The sequence below is a fragment of the Tepidiforma flava genome (assembly GCF_027594505.1).
GTDB lineage: Bacteria > Chloroflexota > Dehalococcoidia > Tepidiformales > Tepidiformaceae > Tepidiforma > Tepidiforma flava.
Map to the genome: position 1 here is coordinate 1575905 of NZ_CP115149.1, position 20054 is coordinate 1595958.

Consider the following 20054-nt stretch of genomic DNA (forward strand, 5'->3'; position numbering starts at 1 on the left):
CCCGTGCGCTGGCTGTTGCGCCTCATCCCCTACGTCAACAAATACCGCGGCCAGTTCATCGTCGCCTGGGTGTGCGTCATCCTCGCGGGCGCTTTCGTCATGGTCAGCCCGCTCCTCATCAAGTTCGCCATCGAGTTCGGCCTCCAGCCCGTCCGCGATGCCGACGGGCGCCTCACCGGCCTCGAAGGCAACGAGCGGCTCCTCATCCTCGGCTCGGCTGCCATCGTCGCCTTCGCCATCGCCCGCGGCCTCGCTGCATTCGGCCAGCAGTACCTCGGCGAAACCATCGGCCAGAACGTCGCCTACGACATCCGCAACCGGATCTACGACAACCTCCAGCGGCTCAGCTTCGCCTACCACGACAAGGTGCAGACCGGCCAGATCATGAGCCGCGCCACCCAGGATGTGGAGAACATCCGCATCTTCTTCGCCATGGGCCTGCTGCGGTTCTCCTACATCATCCTGATGATCGTCATCTCCATCGTCGGGATGCTCATCATCAACTGGCAGCTCGCCCTCGTCTCGTTCATCTCGCTCCCGATTCTCGCCTGGCGTTCCATCGTCACCAGCCGCCGTCTCCGCCCGATGTGGCTCCAGATTCAGCAGAACCAGGCGGAGATGACGCAGGTCGCCGAGGAAGCCCTCACCGGCATCCGCGTCGTCAAAGCCTTCTCCCGCGAAGACTTCGAGAGCAAGAAATTTGCCGACGCCGCGAAGAAGCAGGCCGACCTCTCCTACCAGGCCGCGATGATCCAGGCGAACAACCAGCCGCTCCTCCAGGGCATCTCCGCCGCCCAGATCGGCCTCACCGTCGGCGTCGGCGCCTGGTTCGTCTCCCGCGGCTCGCTCCAGGCGCAGGACGTCCTCACCTTCACCCTCTGGCTCAACCTCCTCCAGCTCCCCATCCGCACTATCGGCTTCATGATCAACATCATCGCCCGCGCCATCAGCTCCGCCGAACGCGTCTTCGAACTCATCGATGCCCAGTCCGCCGTGCAGGAGAAGCCCGGCGCACTGCCCCTCACCGACGTCAAAGGCCACGTCGTCTTCGAGAACGTCAGCTTCAGCTACGACAACCTCAGCCCCGTCCTCTCCGGCGTCGATATCGATGCGAAGCCCGGCCAGGTCATCGCCCTCCTCGGCCCCACCGGCTCCGGCAAGTCCACCATCGTCAACCTCATCCCCCGCTTCTACGACGTCACCGAAGGGCGCATCCTCATCGACGGCGTCGACATCCGCGACGTCACCATCGAATCGCTCCGCAAGAACATCGGCATCGTCCAGCAGGACGTCTTCCTCTTCATCGGCACCATCCGCGACAACATCGCCTACGGGAAGCCCGATGCCACGCAGGAGGAGATCGAGCGCGCCGCAAAAGCCGCCCGCATCCACGACTTCATCGTCTCCCTCCCCTACGGCTACGACGAATGGGTCGGCGAGCGCGGCGTCACCCTCTCCGGCGGCCAGAAACAGCGCATCGCCATCGCCCGCACCCTCCTGCTCGACCCGAAGATCCTCATCTTCGATGACTCCACCGCCAGCGTGGATACCCAGACCGAATTCCTCATCCAGCAGGCGCTCCAGGAGCTCATGAAGGGCCGCACCACCTTCGTCATCGCCCAGCGCCTCCGCACTGTGATGCGCGCCGACCAGATCATCGTGCTCGACCAGGGCCGCATCATCCAGCGCGGCACCCACCAGGAGCTCCTCCAGCAGGAAGGCCTCTACCGCCGCATCTTCGAGCTCGAACTCAAAGACCAGGAAGAAGCGCTCGGCCGCGCCGCCACCCCCCGCGCGCCTGCCGGCGCCGACCCGGCCCTCGCCGAGCGCATCCGCGAGCGCGTGCGCAGCGGCGATACCGACGGCCTCCCTCCGCAGCTCGTCGAACGCGTCCGCGCCCGCCTCCTCGCCGAAGGCCAGGCCGGGGGAGGCGCCTGATGGGCATGTGGGGCGGCGCCGGCGCAGGCGGCTGGAGCTCGGGCATCGGCGGGCAGCCCGGCGGCCCCATGGGCCGCGCCATGATGGGCCGCGGCGCCGACGGCTGGGACGACGAAGTCCTCGGCAAGGTCTACGACGCCAGGGTCGTCCGCCGCATCCTCCCCTACCTCGCCGAATACAAGCTGCAGGCCTTCATCGCCCTCGCCTGCATGGTCCTCTCCGCCCTCGCCAGCTTCTTCCAGCCCCTCCTCATCGGCCTCACCGTCCAGGCCGGCATCAACCACGACAGCCGCCGCATCCTCACCCTCCTCGGCGTCATGCTCGGCCTCGCCGTCGTCCAGTGGCTCGCTGCCTACGGCCAGCAGCGCACCACCGCCTGGATGGGCAACCGCATCCTCATGAAGCTGCGCACCCAGATGTACGACCACATGCAGGGGCTCTCGCTCAGCTTCTACGACGAGATGGAAGTCGGCCGCATGATCTCCCGCCTCACCAGCGACGTCACCGTCATGCAGGAGCTCCTCACCTCCGGCTCCCTCACCTTCTTCGCCGACATCATCGGCCTCACCATCATCGTCATCGTCCTCCTCAACATCGACCTCACCCTCGCCCTCGTCACCTTCGCCATCGTCCCCCCGCTCGTCCTCGTCATGATCTTCTGGGCCCGCCACGCCCGGAAAGCCTTCATCAACGTCCGCATCAAAGTCTCCACCCTCTACGGCACCCTCGCCGAGAACGTCTCCGGCGTCAAAGCCGTCCAGTCCATGGCCCGCGAAGATGAAAACGCCCGCCGCTTCGACCGCCTCAACCAGGACAACCGTCGGGCCAACATCTGGGCCGGCATGCTCAGCGCCGCCATCATGCCCGTCATCGAACTCTCCGTCGCCATCGCCACCGCCTCCGTCGTCATCGTCGGCGGCATCCGCGCCCTCCACGCCGCCGACGTCGATGTCGCCCACTTCTTCTTCGTCCTCACCTCCTTCACCCTCTACGTCGGCCGCTTCTTCGACCCGATCCGCGACCTCGTCCTCCAGTACACCATGCTCCAGCGCGCCATGGCCGGCGGCGAACGCATCTTCCAGGTCCTCGATACCGAACCGCGCGTCAAAGACCGCCCCGGCGCCATCGACCTCGACGACATCGAAGGCCGCGTCGATTTCGAAGACGTCCACTTCCACTACGTCGAAGGCGTCCCCATCCTCCGCGGCATCACCCTCCACGTCGAACCCGGCGAAACCATCGCCCTCGTCGGCGCCACCGGCGCCGGCAAGACGACCATCACCTCCCTCCTCATGCGCGGCTATGACGTCACCAGCGGCGTCATCAAGATCGACGGCCACGACATCCGCGATGTCACCCGCCGCTCCCTCACCCGCCACATGGGCGTCGTCCTCCAGAACCCCTACCTCTTCTCCGGCACCGTCCGCGAGAACATCGCCTACGGCCGGCCCGATGCCACCCAGGAGGAGATCGAGCGCGCCGCGAAGGCCGTCGGCGCCCACGACTTCATCGTGCGGCTCGAAAAGGGCTACGACACCGTCCTCCAGCAGCGCGGCCAAAACCTCTCCGTCGGCCAGCGGCAGCTCATCAGCTTCGCGCGCGCCATCCTCGCCGCCCCCCGCATCCTCATCCTCGATGAGGCCACCGCCTACGTCGATACGCAGACCGAAGTCATCATCCAGCAGGCCCTCCGCGAACTCCTCAAGAACCGCACCTCCTTCGTCATCGCTCACCGGCTCTCCACCATCCGCGAAGCCAGCCGCATCGTCGTCCTCGAAAAAGGCCAGATCGCCGAGATGGGCACCCACGACGAGCTCCTCGCCCGCGGCGGCATCTACGCCAACCTCTACCGGATGACCTACGAGCAGGAGCAGGCCCGCCAGGCCGCCGCCAGCGTCTCCGAGGACGAGGCGTTCGCCTCCCGCCGCCGCGGCGAAGTCTTCGGAGCCGGCGCCGCCCAGCCCGCCGCCGGCCAGTAGCCGCCAGTCCGGCCCGCTCCCCCTCAAGCCGCGGCGCGCCCTGCCGATACTTCGTTCAGCCTCGAACGAAGGAGCAAGTCACCATGAAACAGTTCAACTGCGGCGACGTCGTCCCCGGCTGCAGCGTCCGCTTCCGGTTCGAAAGCGAGGAGAAGATCCTCGAAGCCGTCGGCCAGCACGCCCGCAAAGACCACGGCCTCACCGAGATTCCGCCCCAGCTCATCGCCCAGGTCAAGGAGAAAATCCAGCCCGCCGCCTGAGGCCCGCGCCAGCGCAGGCACCCGCCGGGCCGGCCTCCCGCCGGCCCGGTTCGCCGTGCTCGCGGCCCCGCGGCGTCAGGCGGCCGCCAGCCCGCCCGTCTTCCCCCGCCCGAGCAGCGCCTGCACCAGCCGCTCCACCCGGACCTGGCCGAGCGGGCGCCCGTCCTCGTCCGTGACCACCACCGGGTCGAACCGCTCCGGCGCCGGGCGCGTCAGCGCCCGGCGGAGCACGTCTTCGGCGCCGCAGCTCGAAGTGATGCGCAGCGGCTCGGAGCGTCGCCCGTGGTGCCACATCCGGGCCGGCCGCCCCCAGGCATCGAGCAGCACGAGCGTGCCCTCCCCGGGCACCTCGAACGCGCTTGCGAGCGGCGCCGTCTCCACCGGCTCGGCGAACTCCGCCGCCCGCAGCTCCCCGCCGCCGCCCGGCCGCAGCCGCGCGATCGCCTCCCGCACCGGCGGCGGCGTCGGTTCGAACGCCGGCGCCGGCCGGTTGAGGAAAAACCCCTGCCCCAGCGGCACCCCCAGCTGCAGCACCTCCCGCAGGTCGCCTTCCGTCTCGATCCCCTCCGCGATCACCCACGCATCCAGCCGCGAAGCGAAGTGCCCCACCAGCTCCAGCAGCGCCTGCTTCACCGGGTCGCCGCCGATGCCCGTCACGAACCCCTGGTCCACCTTCACGAACTCCGGCCGCACGTCGATCAGCCGCTTCAGGTCCGCGTACCCCGTGCCCGTATCGTCCACGGCGATGAGCGCCCCCCGTTCGCGGAGCCGTTCGAGCAGCCCGTTCAGCCGCCCGAGGTCCGCAATCGGCGTATGCTCCGTCAGCTCGATGATGAAGCCGCCGAGGTGCTGCTCGCCCAGCAGCTGGCGGGCCACCTCCTCGTGCTCCAGCGCCGAGGGGTCCAGGTTCACCGTCAGGAACGTGTTCATCGGCGCCTCGCTCCGCAGCCGGAGCGCCTGCCGGATCACCGCCGCCTCCAGCGCCGGCCCCAGCCCCAGCCGGTAGGCAGCCCCGAACCAGTGATGCGGCGGCGCGGCCACGAGCGGGTCCGAGAATCGCGCCAGCAGCTCGAACCCGGCCGGCACGCCCCGCGCCAGGTCCACGATCGGCTGGCGGTGGAGGGCGATGTGCGCCGGCTCCCGCAGCACGCGCGTCAGCGCCTGTTGCCAGGCGGCATCCGAGACCGGCTCGCTGCTCACACCCGGGAGTTTCGGCGCTCCGCTCCTGCCTCTTCAGCCCTGCTGCCCGCCGGCTCCTGCAGCTTCACCACGAGCACCCGGTCCACCCGCCGGCCGTCCATCGCCATCACCCGGAACTGGTAGCCCGGCACCTCCACCCGGTCGCCCACCCGCGGGATGCGCCCGAGCCGCGCCATGATGAAGCCGCCCACCGTGTCGTAATCCTCGTCCGCCAGCTCGGCCCCCGTCGCATCCTCCAGGTCCGCAATCAGCGCCAGCCCCGAGACGAGGAAGTTCCCGGAAGGCAGCGCCCGCAGCGTATCGCCCCCCTGCGCCCGGCCGCCCAGCCACCGCCCCAGCAGCCGGTACAGCACCTCATCGGCCGTCAGGATGCCGCTCGTGCCGCCGTGCTCGTCCACCAGCACCACGATCTGCACCTGCTTCGCCCGCATCGCCTGCACCGCCACCTCCACGCTCACCGACTCCGGGATCGCCACCGCCGGCCGCACGAGGTGCCGCCACGCCGACTCCCCCCGCCGCACCAGCGCCACGAGGTCCTTCACCTCGAGGATGCCCACGATATGGTCGAGGCTCTCCTCGTAGACCGGGTAGCGCGAATGGTGGTAACGCTCCACGAGCTCCAGGATCTCGTCCAGCGATGCCCCCGCCTCCACCGCCACCACCTCCGTCCGCGGGACCATGATCTGGTCCGCCTGGATGGCGCTGAACTCCAGCGCCCGCCGCGCCAGCATCAGCTCGCTCGTCGACAGCAGCCCCGCCCGCGCCGAGGCTTCGATCACCAGCTCCAGCTCCTCCGGGTCCAGCGATTGCTCTGCCTCGGAGCGCTCCCGGATGCCCAGCGCGCGCACCACCAGCGCGCCCGACCGGTGGAGGAACCAGACGAACGGCCGGAACACCTTCGCAAACACCAGCACCGGCGGCGCGACGAACAGCCCCACCCGCTCCGTCCGCGCCAGCGCCACCGACTTCGGCGCCAGCTCCGCGAAGATGATCACGAGCGCCGTCACCAGCAGGAAGGCGATCGCCGTCGCCGCGATGCCCGCCGTCCGCGCCGGCGCCCAGGCGAGCGCCCCCGCCAGCGCCGGCTCCAGCAGCCCGGCCAGCACCGGCTCGCCGAGCCAGCCGAGCGCCAGGCCGCACATCGTGATCCCGAGCTGCGTCGCCGCGATCGTCGCATCCAGCTGCCGCAGCGCCCCCAGCAGCAGGCGCGCCCGCGCCTGCCCCGAAGCCGCCAGCTGCTCCACCCGCGTCCGCCGGACGCCGACGAAAGCAAACTCCGCCGCCACGAACAGCGCATTCAGCGCGATGAGCACGAGGAGCCCCGCGAGCCCCAGCACGACCAGCCACGCGTCTTCCATGCGCGCATTGTAGACGGCCCGCCGGGCCGCCCCGGCGCGACCGGCAGCGTCGCCCGCGAGCCCCTGGACCGGACCGCGCCAGCCTTCCAGAGCCCCGGGAACGCCGCTCCCGTCGCCCTCGCGCGAGCCGCCGGCCGGCCCCCGATCCGGGCAAAACTCGTCACGATCTGTCGCGAAAATTCCCTCCCACTCCCGGTCAAACCCTGCTAAAATTGGTCATGTCGCAGGGCAGTCCCACATCCGCCGGAGCAGCGCCGATCGGCCGCCCGGCCAGCTTCGAAACCACGCCCGCGCACCCATCCTGAGGAGAGGTCGCACCAAGCCCGCTCCAGCCCCGCATCCCCGTTCCACCCCATTTCTGCCAGCCCGTGCACGGCCGCCCGCGGCGGTGCGCGCAGGATCCCGCGCGCCGTCAGCCCACCCTCGAGAGTCCCCTCCCGCCCCGGCCGGGTCCGCCCCGGCCCCGGAACCTGCACCGCCCCCTCGCCGCTGCCCCCGGCAGCGGCCCGGCCACCCGTTTCCCCAGGAGGTTCCCATGTCCCCGACCCTCACCGCCCTCGCGCTCGCCATCCAGGCCCGCATCCCCGTCCTCCTCTGGGGCGCGCCCGGCACCGGCAAATCCTCGGTCATCCGCCAGCTCGGCGGCCGGCTCGGTCTCCCCGTCGAGACCGTCATCGCCTCCATCCGCGAACCCTCCGACTTCGCCGGCCTCCCCGTCGTCACCGACGGCCGCGTCCGCTTCGCCCCGCCCGACTGGGCCGTCCGCCTCGCCGACCACGGCAGCGGCCTCCTCTTCCTCGATGAAATCTCCACCGCGCCCCCGGCCGTCCAGGCCGCCCTCCTCCGCGTCGTCCTCGAACGCACCGTCGGCGATATCGAGCTCCCGCCCGGCGTGGCCATCGTCGCCGCCGCGAACCCGGCAGCGCAGGCTGCCGGCGGCTGGGACCTGAGCGCGCCCCTCGCCAACCGCTTCCTCCACCTCGACTGGCAGGTCAACGGCCTCGCCTGGTCCGACGGTTTCCTCACCTCCTGGGCGGAGCTCGACGTCCCGGAACTCCCGGCCGGCTGGGCCGACGGGCTCCCGGCTGCGCGCGAAACAATCGCCGGCTACATCCGCCAGCGCCCCGACGCGCTCCTGAACGTGCCGGCCGACGCTGAAGCCGCCTCCCGCGCCTGGCCCTCGCCGCGCACCTGGGAGATGGCGGCGCGCCTCCTCACTGCCGCGCGCGCCATCGAAGCGCCGGCCGAGGTCGTCGAGCTGCTGCTCGCCGGCGCCGTCGGCAACGCCGCTGCCCGCGATTACTTCACCCTCCTCCGGAGGGGCGCCGCCTGGGACCTCGACACCGCCTTCAAGCGCCCCGATGCCGTCCGCATCCCCGAGACCCCGGACGCCCTCGATGGCTTCCTCCGCGCCGTCATCGCCCGCTTCGCCGCGAAGGCCGATGAAGAGGCGTGGGAGCGCTCGTGGCAGATCCTCGCCAAAGCGGCCAGCGCCGCGGGGGTCGATGCCGTCGTGCCCCACGCCATCGCCCTCCACGAAGCCGGCAGCGAGGCCTTCCTCGTCCCCGCCGAAGCCCGCCCGCTGCTGGAGGCGATCTATGCGTCCTGACCTCTCCCGCCTCCGCGACGCGCCCGAGTTCGCCGTCATGCCCGTCGTCGTGCTGATCCAGAACGGCTTCACCACCAAACATACCGACCCGCTCGCCGGGTGGAGCCGCACGCGGCCGTATCCTGCCACCCGGGGGACGGCGCCGCTCACCCGGCCGTGGGTCCGCCTGGGCAGCGTGGTTGCCATCCGCATGTCCCTCGAACGGACGGTCACCTGCACGTTCCGCGGCGAATTCTCCCGCTGGCTCTACGTCATCGGCCCGGTCGTCGTCGTCATCAACCGCGTCTTCGAACGCCCCGGCGAGCCGTTCGATGCCCTCTTCGGCGCCATGCGCCGGCTCCGGGCGGGGGTCCGGGTCAGCCGCGCCCTCGAGCGCCTCCTCGCGGAAGAAGTCGTCCCCGGCGACCCCGACCTCGAACTGGTCGCGGAGTACCTCCGGGCCCGCGGCATCTCGGCGCCTCCGCAGCTCGCAGCCGACGTCAACCGCTTCCTCGAACGCATCGACCCCGGCCTGCAGGAGCTGCCGCCCCGCGGCGACCGCTTCGAGCGCGCCCGCGCCGACCTCGTCGAGCGGCTGCCCTTCTTCGCCTACCTCGCCTACCACATCCGCCATACCGCCGACCCGGAGGTCCCCACCGCCGCCATCGACATCCGCGGCCGGCTCCGGACCAACCCGGCCTGGTTCGAGGCGCTCACGCGGGCCGAAGCCGCCGGCGCCGTCTACCACGAAATGGCCCATCTCCTGCGGCGCCACTTCGACCGCGCCGAGCGCGCCGGGGCCGCCGGCGACCTCTGGAACATCGCCGCCGACCTCGAAATCAACGACGACATCCCGGCCGAGTTCGCCCTGCCGCCCGGCGCCATCGCGCCCGACGTGTTCGGCCTGCCCCGCGGCCGCACCGCCGAGGAGTACTACCGGCGGCTCAGCGCCCGCGCCGGGAAGAACCTCGACATCGCGCGCGGCGCCGGCTGGCGTCCCTGCGGCTCCGGCTGCGGCGCACCCCGGGATGACGCGGGCACCCCCGAGACCGGCGGCGACCCCGGCCTCAGCCGCCTAGATATCGAGCACATCGCGGCGCAGGCCGCCGCCGACGCGCTCGACCACTCCGCCGAGTACCGCATGCCCTACTACTGGCGGCGGCGCGACATGCCGCCGGGCAGCATCCCCCGCGGCTGGATCCGCCATTTCGAGCGGCTGCGCGCCAGCCGGCGCGACTGGCGCCAGGAGCTCGCCCGCGCCGTCCGCGGCGCCCTCGACCGGCTCCCCGGCATGGCCGATTACACCTACGGGCGGGCGTCCCGCCGCGCAGCCGCTGTCGCTCCCGTCATCCTCCCCGGCCTCTGCAGCCCCGCGCCGGAAGTCAGCATCGTCATCGATACGTCCGGCAGCATGGGCGAGGACCTGCTCGGCCAGGCCCTCGCCGAAACCCGCGCCATCGTCCGCGCCAACGGCGGCCGCGGCGCCAACGTCCACCTCGTCGATGCCGCCCTTCACGGCACCATCCGCACCCGCACCGGCACGAACATCACGCCGCGCGGCGGCGGCGGCACCGACATGCGCGTCGGCATCGAGGCGGCCCTCGCCGCCAATCCCCGTCCCAACGTCATCATCGTCCTGACCGACGGCTTCACGCCCTGGCCCGAGAAGCCGACGCCCGTCCCGCTGATCGTCGGCGTCGTCGGCGAAGGCCACGTCCACCCTTACCAGGCCAACGGCGTCCCGGACTGGGCGCGCGCTGTCCCCATCCCCCTGGACCCGCGGGAGCGGGCCGCGCGCCCCGGCCCCGTGCTCACGCCCCCGTACCGCCGGCCCTTGCCGGGGTGGGCGGAGCCCCCGTTCCCCCGGCCCACCGGCATGGCCCAGGGAGGCGAGGTCATCTGCCGCTGACGCCCGCCCGCGCCTGCCCGGCGACGTTCGCCGGCCCGGGGAACCCTCCCCGGGCCGGCATCACCTGTGCGTCCTGGCGGAGAGGGGGAGATTCGAACTCCCGGTGGGTTGCCCCACACCGCTTTTCGAGAGCGGCACCATAAACCACTCGGACACCTCTCCACCGCCAAGTCTACCAAGCCCCGCCGCTTCGAGGTATCCGCCGCTGTCACCGCCGACGGCGGCCGGCCCGGGACGCGCGCCTGAACTCGCTCCCCCGCAATCCCGGCGCGGGCGCCCCGCGCCGGCCCGCCTCAGTTCAGCCGGAACGTGTCCTCGTCGTCTTCGTCGTCGTCCAGCTCGTTGTCGCTGTAGACGCCGGCCGGCGAGCCCCGCCACACCGTGACCACGAAGTCCTCCCGGTACGGGTCCGCCGTCATCACCAGCTGCTCGTCCGTCGCATCGATGAGCTGCTGGATGCGGTCCTCGTTGGCGTCGGCCGTCGTGCAGAGCGTCGCATAGACGTTCGTGCCCTGGTAGTGCAGGTCTACCCGCCCCACGATGCTGCCGTCTTCGAAGATGGTGTACGACTCCGAGTGGGGAGTCCGGCATTCGCGTTCGAACGTAATCACAGCGGTCGCACCTGCCCTCTGCCGATGATGGTCCACTTGTAGCTCGTCAGCTCCCGCAGGCCCATCGGCCCGCGGGCGTGCATCTTCTGGGTCGAAATCCCGACCTCCGCGCCGAGCCCGAACTGCGCGCCGTCGGTGAACTGCGTGCTCGCGTTCACGTACACCGCCGCCGAATCCACGACATCGAGGAATTCCAGCGCGCGGGTGTAGTTCTCCGTCAGGATCGCGTCGCTGTGGTGGCTCCCGTACCGCTCGATGTGGTCCGTCGCCTCTTCCATCGTATCGACGACCCGCACCCCGACGCGCAGGGCGAGGTGCTCCGTGCGCCACGTGTCCTCCGTCGCCCGTTCGACCGGCGCGCCCGCGGCTTCGAGCACCGGGTAGGCCCGCTCATCGGCGATGAACGTCACCTTGCCCGCCCAGCGGGCCGCCATCCGCTGCAGGAACGGCTCCGCGATGGCCCGGTGGACGAGGAGCGTATCGACGGCGTTGCAGATGCTGTAGCGGCGCGTCTTCGCGTTGTTCACGACCGTCTCGGCGAGGTCGAGGTCGGTGAACTCATCGACATAAATTTGGACGACGGCGTCGCCGTGGGCGATGACCGGCATCGTCGCCTTCCGCCGGACGTAGTCGATGAGCTGCGGCCCGCCGCGGGGGACGATGACGTCGACGAGGTCGTTCATCTCGAGAAGCTCATCCACGTGGGCGCGGTCCGGGTCGCTGATGACCTGCACGGCGGCGGCGGGGACGGCGGAGCCGGCGAGCGCGCGCTGGATGAGCTCGCCGAGGGCCGCGTTGGAGTGCCGCGCCTCTTTGCCGCCGCGGAGGATGGCGGCGTTGCCGCTTTTCAGAGCGAGCGCCGCGATGTCGATCGTGACGTTCGGCCGCGATTCGTAGATGCAGGCCACGACGCCGAGCGGCACCCGCCGCCGGCCGATCCAGAGGCCGTTCGGCAGCGTCCGCGAATCGAACACCTCGCCCACCGGGTCGGGCAGCTGCATGACGCTGCGCGTATCGGCGGCGATGCCGCGCAGCCGCTCGGGCGTGAGGGTGAGCCGCTCGACGAAGGCATCTTCGAGGTTCGCCTCCCGGGCCGCCGCGAGGTCCTGCGCGTTCGCCGCCAGCACCGCCTCCTGCTCCTGTTCAAGGAGAGCCGCGATCCGCTCCAGCGCAGCGTTCTTCTCGGCCGTCGAGATCCGCGCCAGCACCCGGGAGGCCTGCCGGGCCGCCGTCGCCCGTTCCCGCAAAAGTGAAACTGTCGAAGTCATGGCCGACAGTGTAGCAGCCCCGCGGCACGGTTCCCGCAGCGCCAGCAGCCGTTCGACCCTGTGCCGGTGCGCCATCCGCCCGGCGCGCGAGGGCCGCGGCGGCATACACTGGAAGCATGACCAACGAAGCGCCGTCGTTCGAAACCCATCTCGCCGAAACTCTCCGCCGCGTCGCCCGCTGGGAAGCGCCGCCCGGCACCGGCATCCTCTCCGCCTACCTCGACTGGCGGCCCCAGGCCACAGGCGAGCGCCCGGGCGTCCGCTCCGGCGAAATCCACCTGAAGGACCGCTTCCGCGAAATCGAAGCCAGCCTCGGGGTGCGCGGCCCGGCGCTCGAATCCTTCCGCGCCGATGCCGACCGCGTCCACGCCGCGCTCGCGGAGCTCGACCCTGCCGCCCAGGGCGTCGCCGTCTTCGCCTGCTCCGCGGCCGGCCTGTTCGAACTCGTGACCGCGCCGGCCGCCTTCGAAAACCAGGTCGTCTACGACCGCTACCCGCGCCTCTACCAGCTCGCGCGGTTCCTCGATGAGTACGAGACCGCAGTCGTCGCCGTCGCCGATACGAACACCCTGCGCCTCTTCGTCGTCCGCGGCGAACGCATCCGCGAAGTCCCGGGCAAGGACGAGGACCCCTACAACTACCAGATGCGCTCGACCTCCGGCATGAACGAGCACCGCTTCCGCCGGCACGTCGAACAGCACCGGCGCGAGTTCGCCGAGGAGGCGGCGAAGCTCATCGAGCAGCTCTGCGACCGCGAAGGCGCGACCCGCCTCGTGATCGCCGGCGACGAGACGGCGCTCCACCTGCTCCAGCAGGCCCTGCCCCACCAGCTCACGGCGCGCGTGGCCGAGGGCCGCTTCCACATCGACATCCGCGCCGGCGCCGAGCACGTCCGCCGGGTCGTCGAGGAGTTCCTCCTCCAGACGGAAGACGACCAGTCGCAGGAGACGGCCGACATCCTCGTCGGCGAAATTGAAGAGGGCGACCTCGGCGTCGGCGGGCTGGAGCGCACCCGCGCCGCGCTCGAAGCCGGGGCCGCGGATGTCGTGGTCATCGATGATGCGTTCGAACCGGCGGAGGCGCGCGACGAACTGGCGCAGCTGGCTGCCCGCACCGGGGCCCGCGTCGAAGTCGTCCGCGAGCACGCCGGCCTGCGCGCCCACGGCGGCGTCGGCGCCATCCTGCGCTACCGGTTCGCGGGCTAGCGCGGGGCTGCGCCCCGGCGGCCGGGTCCCTCAGCGCACCGGCACGCCCAGCGCCCGGCGCACGTCGGCGGCGCCCCCGGCGATGAACGGCCGCGCGGCGATGCCCCGGCGCTCCAGGTAGCTCGCCGCCATCGCCGCCCGCTGGCCGCTGGCGCAGCTCACCAGCACCGGGCCTTCGACGTCGCTCGCCCACTCCGGCATGGCATCGAACGGCAGCGGCCGCGCGCCCGGCACCGGCTCGTCCCGCAGCTCCTGCGCGTAGCGGACGTCGAGCACCGGCACCCGGCCGCTCCGGAGCGCCTCCGCGATCTCCTCGGCGCTGGCGGTCTCGGTCCGGGCGGTCAGCGGCAGCTCCGCCGCCGGCGCATACCCGGCGACGTGCTCGTAGCCGATGCGGAAGAGGGCGACCGTCACCCGCTCCGCCTGCAGCCGGTCGTAGGTGACGAGCGCGATCGGCGCATCGAACGGGATGAGCCAGCCGACGTAGGCGAGCATCGAGGTGCTCTCTTCGATCTCGAGCGAACCGGGCAGGTGGCCGGCCGCGTAGTCCTCCCGGCGGCGGACGTCGACGACCCACGTGCCGGCGCCGAGGCCGAGCAGCTCGCCCTCGCTCAGCAGCCGCGGCCGGGGCGGTTCGCCGTACACCTTCGGCCCCTTCCGGTTGATGGGGGCCATGTACTTGTAGTAGCCCGGGATCGGCATCTCGGATGCGAGGTGGAGCGCCCGGAACTCCTCGTAGCTCTTCGAAGCGAGCGCCGGGTTCCGCAGCAGCTCGGCCGCCATCGGCCCGCAGCGCCCGAGGTCGGTGCCGGTCGCGCTGCAAAACGAGCCGGCGCCGTGGGTGGGCAGCACGTCGGCGCTCGGCGGCACCAGCCGCCGCAGCTTCTGCGCCGTCTCCCACTGGAGCCGGGTGAGCGCTTCGGTATGGTCCGGCCCGAGCAGGTCCGTCCGCCCGGCCGCGGCCATCAGCAGCGCGCCGCCCGTGAAGGCGCCGCGGACCTCGCCCGAGGGCGTGACGCCGAGGTAGGCGAGGTGTTCGTAGGTGTGGCCCGGCGCGGCCGTCACCAGCAGCTTTGCATCGCCGAGGCTGATGACGTCGCCGTCGCCGACCGGCCGGTGGGGGAATTCGAGCTTGCCCGCGGCCGGGGCGATGACCTCCGCACCGAGCGCCGCCAGCTCCCGGCCGCCCGAGACATAGTCGTTGTGGACGTGCGTCTCCACCACGTACCGGATCTCCGCCCCGTGCTCCCGCGCCGCCTTCACGAACGGCCGGATGTCCCGCTGCGGGTCGATGACCGCAGCCTCCTGCCCCGACACCACGAGGTAGGAGGCATCGCCGAGCGCCTCGGCCACGAACTGGATCGTCTTCATGCTTGCCCTCCCGGGGTCACGCCCATCAGCGCAGCTTCGCGCGCAACCTGCTGCCGAATGCCGCCGCAGACGATGCCGCACAGCTCGGCCACGCTCGGGTCGATGACCCGGTAGTAGGCCATCGTCCCCTCCGCCCGGCGGCGCACGATGCGCGCGTCGTGGAGGAGCCGCAAATGCTTGCTGACGTTCGCCTGCGAACAGCCCGCCGCCGCCGCGATTTCGCCCACCGGCGCTTCGCCCTCACGGGCGAGGAAGCGGAGGATGCGCAGCCGCGTCGCATCGCCCAGCAGGCGGAAGCGCGTCGCGGCTTCGTCGAGCAGCGCGTCGGGCAGGTCGTGCATGTCTGTAACTCTATAACCATGTACTCATGGATGCAAGCATTGCGGCCGCGCCCGAGCTCCCCCACGATCGCCCAACCCCCATCTCCGGAGTGCTGCCGTGTCCGATGTCCTGCTCGAACGCCGCGACGGCGTCGCCCTCGTCACCCTCAACCGGCCCGAGACGCTGAACGCGATGGGCGGGGAGCTGGTGCCGCGCCTTGCGGAGGCGCTCGCCGAGTGCGAAGCCGACCCCGCCGTCCGCTGCATTGCCATCACCGGCGCCGGCCGCGCCTTCTGCGCCGGCGGCGATATCCGCGGCATGCAGGAGCGGAACGACCGGATGGCGGCGGCCGCCGCGAGCGAGGGCCCCGGCGCCGTCATCGCCGAGCTCGACCGGCTCGTGGCCGAGCTGCGCGACCGCCACCGCGCCATCACGCTGCGCATCCACCGCATGCCGAAGCCGGTCGTCGCGCTCGTCAACGGCCCGGCCGTCGGCGCCGGCTTCAGCATCGCGCTCGCCTGCGACATCCGGCTCGCCTCGGACCGCGCCCGCTTCGGCGCCGCCTTCCGGAACGTCGGCCTCCCGGGCGATTTCGGCGGCTCGTACTTCCTCCAGCGGCTCTGCGGCGCCGGCATCGCCCGCGAGCTCTACTTCACGGCGGAGGTCATCGATGCCGCTCGCGCGCTCGACCTCCGCATCGTCAACCGCGTGCTCCCCCATGAGGAGCTGCTGACCGAAGGGCTCGCCTTCTGCGCCCGCCTCGCCGCGGGCCCGACGGCCGCCTACGCGCGGATGAAGGAGAATCTCGCCTTCGCCGAGACGGCCACCCTCGAACAGCTGCTCGACCAGGAGGCGCTCCACATGCGCATCGCCGGCTTCTCCGCGGATTCCCGCGAGGCGGTCGCCGCCTTCCTCGAGAAGCGCGAGCCCCGCTTCGCCGGCCGCTGAGCGGTCCCCCGGGCGGGCTCACACCAGGTGGACGATGTCCAGCCCGCCCCACTCCCGGGCGAGGTATTCGGCCGCCAGCCGGCGGTGGCAGCGCTCCGGCGTCGCTTCGCTGCAGAGCAGCACCGCCCCGTCGATGAGCTCGCGCGGCACCCGCTCCTCCACCCGCCGGGCCGCGAGCAGGGCGAGGTACTCGCGCTCGTACCACGGCCAGCCGCGCTTGCCCTTCCGGTAGCCGTCCAGCAGCTCCGGCGTCGGCGCGAGCAGCGGCTCCTCCGCGTACGCCATCCCGCAGACCGCCTGGAGGAAGTAGGCGAGGTCGTCCCGCTTGGCGAACCCGGCCAGCTGGGAGACGTTGTGCAGCCGGACGTCGACGAGCCGCTGCGCTCCGCTCTGCTGGAGCAGGCCGAAGAACTCCCGCGCCGATTTCTTCGTGAACCCGATGGTGGCGACGCGCATCGCGGCAGGAGTGTACTCCCCCTCCCCTCTGCTACAGTTCCCCCGCTGAATCTTTCGCCCCCTACGAAAGGACCACCCCATGCTGCCCCTCGAAGGCAAGACCGCCATCGTCACCGGCGGCGCCCGCGGCATCGGCGCCGGCATCGCCGCCGTCATGGCCCGCCAGGGCGCCCGCGTCGCCATCCTCGACCTCGACGGCGAGCAGGCCGCCGCGACCGCCGCCGCCCTCCCGACCCCCGGCCTCGGCCTCGCCTGCGATGTCATCGTCGAGCCGGAGCTGCAGGATGCCGTCCGCCGCGTCGCCGAGGCGTTCGGCGGGCTCGACATCATGGTCAACAACGCCGGCGCCGGCCGCGGCCCGGTCGACCTCGCGGCCATCGGTTCGGTGCCCGCCGCCGGCGGCCGGGTCGAGCACATGCCGCCCGAGGCCTGGGACGAGCAGCTCGCCCAGAACCTCCGCAGCACCTTCCTGGGCACGAAGGCCGCGCTGCCCTACCTGAAGCAGCGGGGCGGCGGCGCCATCGTCAACATCGCCAGCATCGCCGGCCTGCAGGCCGCCCCCACGCTCCCCGCCTACGCCGCCGCCAAGGCCGGCGTCATCTCCCTCACGAAGAGCTGCGCGCTCGAATACGCGCCGTTCGATATCCGGGTGAACGCCATCTGCCCCGGCTTCCTCTGGACGCGCGCGTGGGAGGGCATGGCGGCGATGATGCAGCGCACCGTGCCCCAGTTCGCCGGCAAATCGCCGCGCGACATCTTCCTCGAGGTGGTGAAGAGCGGCGTGCCCCTCGGCCGCGAACAGACGCCCGAGGATATCGGCGAACTCGCCGCCTTTCTCGCCAGCCCCGCGGCGCGCAACATCACCGGCCAGGCGATCGCCGTCGACGGCGGCATCACGCTCCGCTAGCGGGGAAGCGGGAGACGGGAAGCGGGAAGCGGGAGGCAGCGACCGCCGGCGGAGGTTGGAGGTTGGAGGTTGGAGGTTGGAGGTTGGAGGTTGGAGGTTGGAGGTTGGAGGTTGGAGGTTGGAGGTTGGAGGTTATTCTCCCTCCCTGCTCCCAACTCCCTGCTCCCAACTCCGTAGTCGCGGGGCTCCGTCCCCGCGGAGGGCCGGCGAGGCCCGCCCGGCCGTTCGCATCCACCCGCTTCCCGGTTCCCGCCCCCGGTTCCCGGCTCCCGGAACATCCGTTGGGCGCATGGCGCCCCGCGGGGACGGAGCCCCGCGACTACGATGAGAGGTTGAAGGTTGGAGGTTGAAGGTTGAAGGTTGAAGGTTGAAGGTTGAAGGTTGAAGGTCGAGGGTTATCCTTCCTCCCAACTCCCAACTCCCAACTCCCAACTCCCAGCTCCCGCCCCCACCGCCGCCGCGGAGCGGCGGCATCCCGCGGCGCCGCCGCCGAAGGCGGCCAGCCATCCCCCGGCGGCGCCAGCCGCCTCCCCCTACCCCTCCGCCGTCACGTTCGGCGCAATCGCCCGCCGGGGGAGGAACGGGTTCGACGAGGGCTGCGCGCCGCTGCCGGCCGGCGTCGGGGTTGCGGTCGGCGCCATCGTCGGCGTCGGCTGGGCCCCGCCCGCACCCGGCGGCGCAGGAGGCGAACCCCCGGGCGGCGCCGACGGGCTCGCTGGCGGCGCGGTTGGCGTCGGCGTCGGCGTCGCCGTGGGCTGCGGCGGCGGCTGCGTATCCCACGCCTGCCCGGAATCGTCCACGTTCCCGAAGACCACGGACCAGTACGGGCCGGCGCGCCCGATGCCGGCGACCACCCACATCGTCCGCAGCATGTTCTCGCGGTGCCCGTACGGCGAGTTGACGAAGAGGTTGAACGCCTGCGGGGCGCTGCTGGCGATGGCGAGGTTCTCGCCCGCGCCGGAACTCGCATAGCCGCAATCGCGCACGCGCTGGAAGGGGCTGCGCCCGAGGCTGTCGGTGTGGTCGAAGTACCCTTTCGCGGCCATGTCCTCCGACATCCACGCCGCCGCCCGCGAGAGGTTCGGCGAGGGCTTCAGCGGCGCGACGCCGTTCTGCGCCCGGAACTCATTGATGAGCCGCAGCAGCTCCTGCTCCGCCGCATCGAGCGCCTGCGTCGACGTCGAGCAGTTCGTCAGCGCGAGCGCCGGTGTCGAACCGCCGCCGGGGCCCCAGCCGAGCACGGCGCCGGCGAGGAGCAGCGGCCCGGCCGCCGCAAGTACGAGTCGTCGCATGCTCACCCCCGGCCGGCGGGGAAGCCGGCGCCATCGCGGTGTCGCCTCCACCCTAGCGCCCGCCCCGCGAACGCGGAACCCGCAGGCCGCCGAGGTTCTAACGCTTTACCAACAATTTACAGGTGCGCCGGGGTGCGGCCTGCCTCCTCCGCTGTTTGCATTCCTGCAAACAGCCGCCTACACTATTCGCAGTTCCGGCCGTTTCTGCAAATAACCGGGGCTAGCGGGAAAGGGGCTCGGCCCCCTCGTTCAGGATGTCGAGGTAGTCGCGGTAGACGAAAAGGCGGTCACGGCGCCGCTGCGTGATTTCCCGCACGATGCCGAGTTCGACCAGCTTCTGGACCCCGCGGTCGGCGGAGGCATAACTCATCCCGGCGTCGCTGGCGACGCGCTTCACCGTCAGCAGCGGCCGCCGGCGAAACGCTTCCAGCACCCGCAGCGCCGTGCCAGCCTGGCGGCCGACGCCCCGGACGGCGGCAGCGTCCCGCTCGAACAGGCCGACGAGCCGATGCGCCGTCTCGACAGCCGAGCCCGCGGTCTGGGTCACGCCTTCGAGGAAGAACGCGAGCCAATCCTCCCAGTCGCCGCCCTCCCGGGTCGCGTTGAGGAGCCGGTAATACTGCGACCGGTAGGTCTTGAAGTAGAGCGACAGGTAGAGGAGCGGCTGCCGGAGCACCCCGGCCTCAGCGAGGATGAGCGAGATCAGCAGACGGCCTGCTCGGCCGTTGCCGTCGAGGAACGGGTGGATCGCTTCGAACTGCGCGTGTGCGAGCCCCGCCCTTATCAGCACGCCGCCCGGGACCTCGGAATGGAGGAAGCGCTCCAGCTCCGCCATGCAGGGTTCGACGAAGGCAGGACCCGGGGGCACGAACTCGGCCGTTTCAGGGCTCAGGCCCCCAATCCAGACCGGTTCCTCCCGGAACTCGCCCGGGCGCTTGTTCGCACCGCGTCCCCGCGAAAGGAGGATGCGGTGAATCTCGCGAACGAGGCGATTCGAGAGCGGGAAGCCGGCTGCGAGCTGGCCGAGCCCGTAGTCCAGCGCTGCGACGTAGCTCGACACCTCCACCACATCGTCGAAGGGAACCCCGGGCGCCTCATCGATTTCGAAAAGGAGCAGGTCTGAGAAGGATGACTGCGTCCCTTCGATTTGGCTGGAAAGCAGCGCTTCCCTGCGCACATACCCGTAGAGGAAGAGCTCCGGGTTCGGGAGCAAGGCGCTGATCGCGTCGAGGCGGCCGAGCGCGAGGAGCGCCCGCTCGAGCTGCTGATGCAGCGAACCCGAGAGGTCGACAGGCGGGTTGGGGGGCAACGGGTCGGGGACGAACCCGCGAAAGACTTTCCCGCGCCACGAAATCGGTTCGTACCTGCCGGTCGTTCGCCGCACGCCTGCCTCCTCCGCTGTTTGCATTCCTGCAAACAGCCGCCTTCACTATTCGCAGTTCG

At 71.3% G+C, this 20054-nt stretch carries 17 protein-coding genes and 1 tRNA gene; 8 read left to right on the top strand and 10 right to left on the bottom strand.

From position 1 onward, the window contains the following. Window positions 1-3: 3 nt before the first annotated feature. The 3 genes from O0235_RS08805 (at window position 4) to O0235_RS08815 (ending at window position 4177) form a co-directional block, all read left to right on the top strand. Complete coding sequence (locus tag O0235_RS08805) at window positions 4-1938, top strand: ABC transporter ATP-binding protein (RefSeq protein WP_270055421.1); 1935 nt, start codon at window positions 4-6, stop codon at window positions 1936-1938. Further along, window positions 1938-3917 carry an ABC transporter ATP-binding protein gene (locus tag O0235_RS08810; RefSeq protein ID WP_270055422.1) on the top strand — a complete coding sequence of 660 codons (1980 nt, stop codon included), beginning with the start codon at window positions 1938-1940 and terminating at the stop codon, window positions 3915-3917. The genes O0235_RS08805 and O0235_RS08810 overlap by 1 nt, the downstream gene beginning before the upstream one ends. A gap of 83 nt (window positions 3918-4000) precedes the next feature. Next, window positions 4001-4177, top strand: coding sequence for a DUF1059 domain-containing protein (locus O0235_RS08815; RefSeq protein WP_270055423.1), 177 nt, complete (start codon window positions 4001-4003; stop codon window positions 4175-4177). 75 nt (window positions 4178-4252) lie between these two features. On the opposite strand, the gene O0235_RS08820 is transcribed toward O0235_RS08815, so the two are convergent. Together O0235_RS08820 and O0235_RS08825 are read right to left on the bottom strand one after the other, a co-directional pair. After that, window positions 4253-5377, bottom strand: coding sequence for an EAL domain-containing protein (locus O0235_RS08820; protein ID WP_270055424.1), 1125 nt, complete (start codon window positions 5375-5377; stop codon window positions 4253-4255). Then, window positions 5374-6735, bottom strand: a complete 1362-nt coding sequence (locus O0235_RS08825; protein ID WP_270055425.1) for a hemolysin family protein — start codon at window positions 6733-6735, stop codon at window positions 5374-5376. Before O0235_RS08825 ends, O0235_RS08820 begins: the two co-directional genes overlap by 4 nt. A 535-nt stretch (window positions 6736-7270) precedes the next feature. On the opposite strand from O0235_RS08825, the gene O0235_RS08830 reads away from it, so the two are divergent. Continuing rightward, window positions 7271-8344, top strand: coding sequence for an AAA family ATPase (locus O0235_RS08830; RefSeq protein ID WP_270055426.1), 1074 nt, complete (start codon window positions 7271-7273; stop codon window positions 8342-8344). Then, window positions 8334-10232: a vWA domain-containing protein gene (locus tag O0235_RS08835; protein ID WP_270055427.1), complete on the top strand. Its 1899-nt coding sequence runs from the start codon at window positions 8334-8336 to the stop codon at window positions 10230-10232. The genes O0235_RS08830 and O0235_RS08835 overlap by 11 nt, the downstream gene beginning before the upstream one ends. A gap of 74 nt (window positions 10233-10306) precedes the next feature. Here O0235_RS08835 and O0235_RS08840 read toward each other — a convergent pair. The 3 genes from O0235_RS08840 to O0235_RS08850 all read right to left on the bottom strand — a co-directional run bounded on the left by O0235_RS08840 (window position 10307) and on the right by O0235_RS08850 (window position 12186). Next, window positions 10307-10394, bottom strand: a tRNA-Ser gene (locus O0235_RS08840). Window positions 10395-10525: 131 nt separating this feature from the next. Further along, window positions 10526-10843, bottom strand: coding sequence for a hypothetical protein (locus O0235_RS08845; protein ID WP_270055428.1), 318 nt, complete (start codon window positions 10841-10843; stop codon window positions 10526-10528). After that, a complete protein-coding gene (locus O0235_RS08850) occupies window positions 10840-12186 on the bottom strand; it encodes a glutamate-5-semialdehyde dehydrogenase (protein ID WP_270058051.1) in 1347 nt (448 codons plus the stop codon). The genes O0235_RS08845 and O0235_RS08850 overlap by 4 nt, the downstream gene beginning before the upstream one ends. A 41-nt stretch (window positions 12187-12227) precedes the next feature. Between O0235_RS08850 and O0235_RS08855 the strand changes: the two genes are divergently transcribed. Continuing rightward, window positions 12228-13316: a baeRF10 domain-containing protein gene (locus O0235_RS08855; RefSeq protein WP_270055429.1), complete on the top strand. Its 1089-nt coding sequence runs from the start codon at window positions 12228-12230 to the stop codon at window positions 13314-13316. 30 nt (window positions 13317-13346) lie between these two features. On the opposite strand, the gene O0235_RS08860 is transcribed toward O0235_RS08855, so the two are convergent. Both O0235_RS08860 and O0235_RS08865 read right to left on the bottom strand, forming a co-directional pair. Beyond that, window positions 13347-14687 (bottom strand): MBL fold metallo-hydrolase, encoded by a 1341-nt coding sequence (locus O0235_RS08860; RefSeq protein WP_270055430.1) that lies wholly within the window; start codon window positions 14685-14687, stop codon window positions 13347-13349. Continuing rightward, complete coding sequence (locus O0235_RS08865; RefSeq protein ID WP_270055431.1) at window positions 14684-15028, bottom strand: ArsR/SmtB family transcription factor; 345 nt, start codon at window positions 15026-15028, stop codon at window positions 14684-14686. The genes O0235_RS08860 and O0235_RS08865 overlap by 4 nt, the downstream gene beginning before the upstream one ends. Window positions 15029-15125: 97 nt before the next feature. Between O0235_RS08865 and O0235_RS08870 the strand changes: the two genes are divergently transcribed. Beyond that, the gene (locus tag O0235_RS08870) at window positions 15126-15956 is read left to right on the top strand and encodes an enoyl-CoA hydratase/isomerase family protein (RefSeq protein ID WP_270055432.1); all 831 of its coding nucleotides are present in this window, start codon (window positions 15126-15128) and stop codon (window positions 15954-15956) included. Window positions 15957-15974: 18 nt separating this feature from the next. Here O0235_RS08870 and O0235_RS08875 read toward each other — a convergent pair whose 3' ends face one another. After that, window positions 15975-16412, bottom strand: a complete 438-nt coding sequence (locus O0235_RS08875) for a DUF488 domain-containing protein (RefSeq protein WP_270055433.1) — start codon at window positions 16410-16412, stop codon at window positions 15975-15977. 79 nt (window positions 16413-16491) lie between these two features. Here O0235_RS08875 and O0235_RS08880 point away from each other — a divergent pair, with 79 nt between their 5' ends. Further along, complete coding sequence (locus tag O0235_RS08880; RefSeq protein WP_270055434.1) at window positions 16492-17319, top strand: SDR family NAD(P)-dependent oxidoreductase; 828 nt, start codon at window positions 16492-16494, stop codon at window positions 17317-17319. Window positions 17320-17852: 533 nt separating this feature from the next. Here the strand turns inward: O0235_RS08880 and O0235_RS08885 are convergent. Both O0235_RS08885 and O0235_RS08890 read right to left on the bottom strand, forming a co-directional pair. Further along, window positions 17853-18611, bottom strand: a complete 759-nt coding sequence (locus O0235_RS08885; protein ID WP_270055435.1) for a CAP domain-containing protein — start codon at window positions 18609-18611, stop codon at window positions 17853-17855. A gap of 220 nt (window positions 18612-18831) precedes the next feature. Further along, the gene (locus O0235_RS08890; protein ID WP_270055436.1) at window positions 18832-19995 is read right to left on the bottom strand and encodes a Fic family protein; all 1164 of its coding nucleotides are present in this window, start codon (window positions 19993-19995) and stop codon (window positions 18832-18834) included. Window positions 19996-20054 lie beyond the last annotated feature (59 nt).